The organism is Neisseria sp. P0001.S005 (assembly GCF_051963715.1).
Genome location: NZ_JBQCTZ010000166.1, coordinates 1 through 7,428, shown reverse-complemented (window position 1 = coordinate 7,428; position 7,428 = coordinate 1). Strand labels below are relative to the sequence as shown.

The 7,428-nt window shown below is 47.9% G+C and carries 8 protein-coding genes and 2 tRNA genes; 4 read left to right on the top strand and 6 right to left on the bottom strand.

Annotation, left to right across the window (positions count from 1 at the left end; genetic code table 11):
• Positions 1-149: bL21 family ribosomal protein (locus tag ACTHSP_RS15565; protein WP_440346398.1), on the bottom strand; the 149-nt coding region annotated here is incomplete at its 3' end.
• A gap of 226 nt (positions 150-375) precedes the next feature.
• On the opposite strand from ACTHSP_RS15565, the gene ispB reads away from it, so the two are divergent.
• The 3 genes from ispB (at position 376) to ACTHSP_RS15550 (ending at position 1,894) form a co-directional block, all read left to right on the top strand.
• On the top strand, positions 376-1,350 hold the full coding sequence (ispB, locus tag ACTHSP_RS15560; RefSeq protein ID WP_107768753.1) for an octaprenyl diphosphate synthase: 975 nt from the start codon (positions 376-378) through the stop codon (positions 1,348-1,350).
• Between the two features lie 4 nt (positions 1,351-1,354).
• Positions 1,355-1,801: a DUF441 domain-containing protein gene (locus ACTHSP_RS15555; RefSeq protein ID WP_004518807.1), complete on the top strand. Its 447-nt coding sequence runs from the start codon at positions 1,355-1,357 to the stop codon at positions 1,799-1,801.
• 18 nt (positions 1,802-1,819) lie between these two features.
• Positions 1,820-1,894: transfer RNA gene (locus tag ACTHSP_RS15550), tRNA-Arg, on the top strand.
• Positions 1,895-1,996: 102 nt separating this feature from the next.
• Here the strand turns inward: ACTHSP_RS15550 and ACTHSP_RS15545 are convergent.
• Positions 1,997-3,154, bottom strand: a complete 1,158-nt coding sequence (locus tag ACTHSP_RS15545; protein ID WP_314512204.1) for an NnrS family protein — start codon at positions 3,152-3,154, stop codon at positions 1,997-1,999.
• 86 nt (positions 3,155-3,240) lie between these two features.
• On the bottom strand, positions 3,241-3,621 hold the full coding sequence (locus ACTHSP_RS15540) for a hemerythrin domain-containing protein (RefSeq protein WP_070615483.1): 381 nt from the start codon (positions 3,619-3,621) through the stop codon (positions 3,241-3,243).
• 146 nt (positions 3,622-3,767) lie between these two features.
• Between ACTHSP_RS15540 and ACTHSP_RS15535 the strand changes: the two genes are divergently transcribed.
• The gene (locus ACTHSP_RS15535; protein WP_314512207.1) at positions 3,768-4,226 is read left to right on the top strand and encodes an Rrf2 family transcriptional regulator; all 459 of its coding nucleotides are present in this window, start codon (positions 3,768-3,770) and stop codon (positions 4,224-4,226) included.
• A gap of 595 nt (positions 4,227-4,821) precedes the next feature.
• Here the strand turns inward: ACTHSP_RS15535 and ACTHSP_RS15530 are convergent.
• From ACTHSP_RS15530 to ACTHSP_RS15520, 3 genes are all read right to left on the bottom strand, one after another.
• Positions 4,822-4,897, bottom strand: a tRNA-Ile gene (locus ACTHSP_RS15530).
• A 93-nt stretch (positions 4,898-4,990) separates the two neighbouring features.
• Complete coding sequence (gene folP / locus ACTHSP_RS15525; protein ID WP_314513950.1) at positions 4,991-5,842, bottom strand: dihydropteroate synthase; 852 nt, start codon at positions 5,840-5,842, stop codon at positions 4,991-4,993.
• Positions 5,843-5,925: 83 nt separating this feature from the next.
• The coding region (locus tag ACTHSP_RS15520) for an electron transfer flavoprotein-ubiquinone oxidoreductase (protein WP_440346397.1) at positions 5,926-7,428 on the bottom strand (1,503 nt) is incomplete at its 5' end.

The following is a 7,428-nucleotide window of genomic DNA, read 5'->3' as shown; positions in this document are numbered from 1 at the left end:
ACTTCAGTCAGTTCGATTTGGCTGTCGAGTTCGGCTGGTATCTGTTCTACTTTCAATTTTTCGCCAACGGAAACTTTGTATTGTTTACCGCCGGTTTTTACGACCGCGTACATACTCAACTCCATGAGAATTAGGTTAACTTTCCGCACACCATGTGCGAAACGAGCTATTCTATTTCTATTTGCCTGTTTTGTCAAAATTTATTTTATTTACAAGTGAAAAGGCCGTCTGAAAGATATGTTGCATGCTTTTTAACTGATATAATCACGCGCTGGATTGCTGATATCTTTATGCAACGTTATTACCCCGACCGAATGTACGGGTTTAAACAGATTCATTGGAGCCCCGCTCCGTTTTGTCAACAGAGAATGTTTTATGCTCGAAAACCTGCCTTACTTCCAATGCCACCTGCCCGATGACCTTGCCAAAGTTAATGCGGTCATCAACCAAGCTGTTCAATCCGATGTTGCACTGATTTCGCAAATCGGCACATACATCATCAGCGCGGGCGGTAAGCGCCTGCGTCCGATTATTACCATTTTGGCAGGCAAAGCAGTCGGGCATGACGATGAAAAACTGTACTCGCTGGCAGCGATGGTGGAATTCATCCATACCTCCACCCTCCTGCACGACGATGTCGTCGATGAAAGCGATTTGCGCCGCGGCCGTAAAACGGCAAACAACCTCTTCGGCAACGCGGCGGCTGTTTTGGTCGGCGACTTCCTCTATACACGCGCCTTCCAACTGATGGTTGGTTCTGGCAGCATGCGTATCTTGGAAGTGATGGCAGATGCGACCAACATCATCGCCGAAGGCGAAGTCATGCAGCTGATGAACATCGGCAATACGGATATTACCGAAGAGCAATACGTCCAAGTTATCCAATACAAAACAGCAAAACTGTTTGAAGCGGCCGCGCAAGTCGGCGCAATTTTGGGCAAGGCTTCTCCCGAACACGAGCAAGCTTTAAAAGACTACGGCATGTATGTCGGTACGGCTTTCCAAATCATTGACGATGTATTGGACTATTCAGGCGAAACTGAAGAAATCGGCAAAAACGTCGGCGACGATTTGGCAGAAGGCAAACCTACCCTGCCATTGATTTACCTGATGCGAAACGGCTCCGAGCAGGCAGCAAACGATGTGCGCCACGCTTTGGAAAATGCCGACCGCAGCTATTTTGAAAAAATTCACGACTATGTCGTCAACTCCGACGCTTTGCCGTATTCGATTTCCGAGGCGAAAAAAGCTGTCGACAAAGCCATCGCTTCATTGGACGTGTTGCCTGATAGCGAAGTCAAAGATGCCATGATCCAACTGGCAAAAGAATCCTTGGCCCGAGTATCTTAATCCGATGAATTTCAGCTTTGTCCCTTTGTTTCTGGTTACGCTGATTTTTTTGGGCGTTGTCAGCAACAACAACTCGATTACGATTTCGGCAGCGGTATTGCTACTCATGCAGCAGACGGCCTTGTCACAATATCTTCCCTTGGTGGAAAAACACGGTTTGCACCTGGGCATCATCCTGCTGACCATCGGTGTATTGAGCCCGCTGGTTTCCGGTAAAATCCAGATTCCGCCGGTTTCTGAGTTTATCAATTTCAAAATGATTGCCGCCGTCCTTATCGGCATTTTGGTTGCCTGGCTTGCCGGACGCGGCGTTCCATTGATGAGCGAACAGCCTGTTTTGGTAACCGGATTATTAATCGGCACGGTCATCGGCGTTGCCTTTGTCGGCGGCATTCCGGTCGGCCCTTTGATTGCCGCCGGCTTATTGTCTTTTTTTGCCGGAAAGGTTTAAAATCCCCTCCTTTACCGCCTCGCCATAGTTCAACGGATAGAACGTATGCCTCCTAAGCGTAAAATACAGGTTCGATTCCTGTTGGCGAGGCCACAGTCTTAATGAAAGCCTTTCATACTTTGAAAGGCTTTTTTGTTATCAATAAATAAAGGCCGTCTGAAACTTTTCAGACGGCCTTTTCATTTTACCAAACCGTTAACCCGGACGACCATCCGAACGCGGACGGATCAGCCAAGGAATATATTTCCATGCATACAACAGCAGAGACACGGCAAACAAAGCGGCAGAGCAACGGATACTGTGCGTGTATGCCGTACCGCTCACAAAAGTAGCCAAAACACGGATAACCGTTGCGGCAATCATCAACCAAAAGGCGACAGGAACCACTTTAGGCGGCGGATAAATAGAGTTGCCGGTATGGCCAAGCGCAGTTCGCGCCATCATACCCAAAGTCAGCACGCCGATACCACCAACGCCGATAAGGTGTACGCCCAAATTCAGGAAACTTGAAATCCAATAAGAAAGACCGACAGCAATCAAGCCCAAGCCTGTAAACAGATAGCCGGCAAACAAAATCCAAAGCATAGGCTCTTTCAGTACGGCTTTATACCACCAGCGGTACACCTGCACGGTAAAAATCACACCGGCAGCAAAAGAGAACAAAGCAGCCAATCCCGGCAAGATGTTATGAGCCATCATCATGGCAGCCAGCATAGGCAGCCAAAGCGATGCGTGCGCGACCCATTGAGGACTCGGGATTTGCGGTACGTTCAAACGTTTGGACGTAAAGAACGAGATAATCCGCATGCCGATCAAACCGATAAAGCCGGCCACCATAATCAAACCGGATTGCAAACCGGTCATCAGCGCAATGGCATCAAACGGCTGCACTTTCAGATGGAAGGCGAAATGGGTGCCGCCCAAAACAAAAATAGCGAACACGGCAACATAGTTGCGCTTGTTTTGAGAACGAATTACCGGCAAAGCCATGCATACCGCGCCATACCAGAAAAAGATCGTACCGAATATGCCGCTTGCCGTTACCCCCCAACCGGGGATAAACATACAAATGCGGGCCAACAGCCAAAATGCGGTCAAACCGGCCAACGCCTTACCGCGTGTCGGCGGCTGGCCTGTCCAAGTCGCCACGGCCGTCAATAAAAATGCAATGACAACCAATCCAGCATAGCCCCAAATCATTTCATGGGCATGCCAATAAAAACCAGGCAACTCAGGCGTACCCTGAAAGCCGAAGCCCCAAAGCAGTATAGACAATGCGCCATACAAAGCCGCCAACGAATAAAACGGGCGGAAGGCCATTGCCCAAACCGGGTGTTTGAACAAATCGGTCATGGTGGTTCCTTCAATTTTTATATCATCATAAAACAGCAACAGAGGCCGTCTGAAACTTTTCAGACGGCCATCGATTCCTTTCCCTGTTACACATTTTCAGGCAAAGGCAAAAAAGGTTCAATCGCAGGGAAAAGCTCGCGCTCCTCAAAGCGCGCATGATCGCGCAAAGTAACAGCAAACTCCTTATTCCATGATTCATTCATATATTCAGGATGCGCCATCATCGCACGCAATTTGGCATGATCGCCTTCAAAACGCTGCCGCAACGCAGGGTCAATTTTATCCCAATACGGCGCAAACATGGTTTCCTCTTCCAAAAAATGTGGCTCCAGCTCAATAAAATGAGGCTCCAGCTCCGCCTGATGGCTTTGATCGGGCGTACGCAGGAGACGGACGCACAACGACAGCGAGCCATGATGTTCGCGGGAAAGTTCTATTAAGGCAGGATGGCGTTTCAAGGGCTTCATAAGTTCGTTATAATGGTAACAGTTTGTCAAACTGGATTAATTCAAATGTTTCAGATATTATGAAACCCAATCCCACATAAAGTCAAACAGCCCCTCACCAAGCACTACGCTTTTGACATATAATAAAAATATCTAAAGAGCCAGCCATGTATCTGACCCAACATACCGATTACGGATTGCGCGTATTGGTTTATACCGCCATCAACGACGACACCCTCGTCAATATCGGCACCATTGCCGAGACTTACAATATTTCCAAAAGCCATTTGATGAAAGTGGTTACCTCATTAGTCAAAGGCGGTTTTCTGGTCAGCGTACGCGGCAAAGGCGGCGGTTTGCGCTTGGCAGACAATCCTGAAAACATCAATATCGGTGCAGTGGTGCGCCATCTTGAGCCGATGCAGGTTGTCGAATGCATGGGCGATAACAACGAATGCCTCATCACCCCATCCTGCCGACTGACCGGCATCATTACCGGCGCCATCAAAGCCTTCTTCAACCATTTAGATCAATATTCCCTGCAAGATCTTTTGGACAAACCGACCTACGACATACTCTATACCCCGCGTATCCCAATCAACGAAATAAGCCGAATGGTTGATTAAATCTTCAGGCCGTCTGAAAACAATCCAGCCATACTGAAATGGTATTACTTAAATAATAAAAAATGCCGTCTGAAATGAAGATTTTCAGACGGCATTGGTTTACAAAACACTCTACAGCTTAAATAGCTGACTTTCATTCGATAGGTTAATTTTTATACTGAATACGTCAAATATGAGACAACAGAAAACCATAAAATAAGAATAATCATAGCAACCGTAAAATTTATTCTTAATATTTTCAAATAAAATTTATTGGATATTTTTTGTATTCCAAACAGCACTCTAAAAAATTTAAATTGCATACTTCCAATAAATAGATATTCAAAAAAACCTATATCTACCCCTTCTGATTTTAATATTTTATATACCATTACTGAATTAATTATAATTGCAATAAAATACAAAAATATTAAACAAAACAGAAAATAAGGCAATAACTCCACCAAACTACTCCTTCTTTTTTAAAAAGAATTTCCCTAAAAAATATATTGGACGACATAACCGAATTGCTATACTCGACATTATATTCCAACCCTTCACAAACCAATGAATACAAAAATGCCCGAAGCCAAAAGCCTCGGGCATTTTTAATATTTGGTGGGTCCGGTGGGTTTCGAACCCACGACCAAGGGATTATGAGTCCCCTGCTCTAACCCCTGAGCTACAGACCCGTCAAGAGTAGATGCGGATTATAGCATAACTTGTTGCTTGTTCAAGATGCCGGGCAAATGTTTCAAACGGCCTGTTGGTTTTCTATTCGGGCATTATGCCGATACGCCCAATGCTTCCCAAACTTTCAAGGCATCAGCCGTTGCTTTGACATCGTGAACACGGATGATTTGCGCGCCTCGGGCGACTGTGGCCAAAGCGGCTGCAACGCTGCCGTGTACGCGTTTGGCGGCATCTTGTTCGCCTGTCAGTTCGCCAATCATACGTTTGCGCGATACGCCGATCAGAAGTGGGAATCCGGTTGCGTTCATCAACTCAGGCAAATGTTGTATCAGGGTGATGTTGTGTTGCAGGTTTTTGCCGAAACCGAAACCGGGGTCTAGCGTGATGCGTTCAGGGGCAATGCCTGCTTGAACGCATTCTGCCGCGCGTGCTTTTAAATAACGCGCGACCTCTTCGACGACATCTTGATATTGCGGATTAAGCTGCATGGTTTTGGGCAAACCCTGCATGTGCATGAGACACACGCCTGTCTTCGACTGTTGCGCCAGCAAGGCGACTGCGCCTTCATCACTCAATGCGGCAACATCGTTGATAATATCGACGCCGCCTTGTGCCAAGGCCTTTTCCATAATTGCCGTGCGGCGCGTATCTAAGCTGACGGGAACATTCCACTTGGCCACTTCCGCCAAAACCGGCTGCACCCTGGCCCATTCTTCTTCGAGAGAAACATCATCCGAACCCGGACGGGTAGATTCGCCGCCGATATCGAGAATATCCGCGCCGTCTTTCAGCAGCTGCTCGGCATGTGCCAATGCTATTTGGACATTTTGCGAATAGATGCCGCCATCGGAAAATGAATCGGGGGTCAGATTGACGATGCCCATGATTTTCGGTTTGTCTAAGGCGATTTCAAATCGGCCTGCCTGCCAAATGTGCGTGTTCATAATGCTTCCATTGATGAAATAATAGGATAGAGGCCGTCTGAAATTTTTCAGACGGCCTTTAGGTTTTGACTTCAATCAGTCAATTACATTCCGCCGTAATTCGGCCCGCTTGCGCCTTCGGGGCAAATCCAAGTGATGTTTTGCGTCGGGTCTTTGATGTCGCACGTTTTGCAGTGAACGCAGTTGGTGGCGTTGATTTGCAGGCGCGGGCTGCCGTTTTCTTCGACGATTTCATATACGCCGGCCGGACAATAGCGGGTTTCGGGCGAAGCGTATTCTTTGTAGTTTACGTCTATCATGACCTGCGGATTTTTCAGCACCAAATGGTCGGGCTGGTTTTCTTCGTGCGCAAGGTTGGCAAGGAAGACGCTGCTCAAACGGTCGAAAGTCAACACACCATCGGGCTTCGGATAATCAATCGGCTTGCATTCGGTGGCTTTTTTGAGCTGCTCGTTGTCTTTGCCGTGATGTTTCAAGGTCCACGGGGCTTTGCCTCTGAAAATCATTTGGTCGATGCCGGTATAGATTGAGCCGAGGTAAACACCCCATTTAAATGACGGACGGACATTGCGCGCGGCGTAAAGCTCTTGATACAGCCAGCTTTGTTCAAAGCGTTGCTGATAATCGGCCGCTTCTTTGCCGCTGTCAAAGCTTTCCACTTCTTCAAGATTTTCCAACAAGGGGAACACGGCTTCTGCGGCGAGCATGGCGGATTTCATTGCGGTATGAATGCCTTTGATGCGCGGCATATTGAGGAAACCCGCTGAATCGCCGATTAAAACGCCGCCTTTGAACGAGAGCTTCGGCAAACTTTGCAAACCGCCTTCAATCAGCGAACGTGCGCCATAAGCAATGCGGCGGCCGCCTTCAAAGGTTTTGCGGATTTCAGGATGGGTTTTGAAACGTTGGAACTCTTCAAACGGCGACAAATAAGGGTTTTGATAATCCAAGCCGACCACAAAGCCGACAGCGACTTTGTTTTCGTCAAAATGATAAATAAACGAGCCACCGTAGGTTTTGCTGTCCAACGGCCAGCCTGCGCTGTGCATCACCAAACCAGGCTGATGTTTTTCAGACGGCACTTCCCAAATTTCTTTAATGCCCAAGCCGTAAGTTTGCGGTTCGCTGTTTTGGTTGAGCTTAAATTGTTCAATGACTTGCTTGGAAAGCGAGCCGCGACAGCCTTCGGCAAACAGGGTTTGCTGCGCCCAAAGCTCCATGCCGGGCTGAAATGAATCGGTCGGTTCGCCGTCTTTGCCCACGCCCATATTGCCAGTCGCAATGCCTTTGACCGAACCGTCTTCGTGATACAGCACTTCGGCGGCGGCAAAGCTCGGGTAGATTTCCACGCCCAAATTTTCCGCCTGCTCCGCCAACCAGCGCACGACTTCGCCCAAGCTGGCAATATAGTTCGCATGGTTGTCAAAATTCGGGGTAACCGGCAGGTTGAAGGCTTTTTTCTCGGTCAGGAACAAAACCCTGTCCTTCGTCACTGTACGCGTCAGCGGTGCGCCTTTTTCTTTCCAATCAGGAATCAGCTCATTCAAAGAAATCGGATCGATGATGGCACCGGCAAGCGAGTGCGC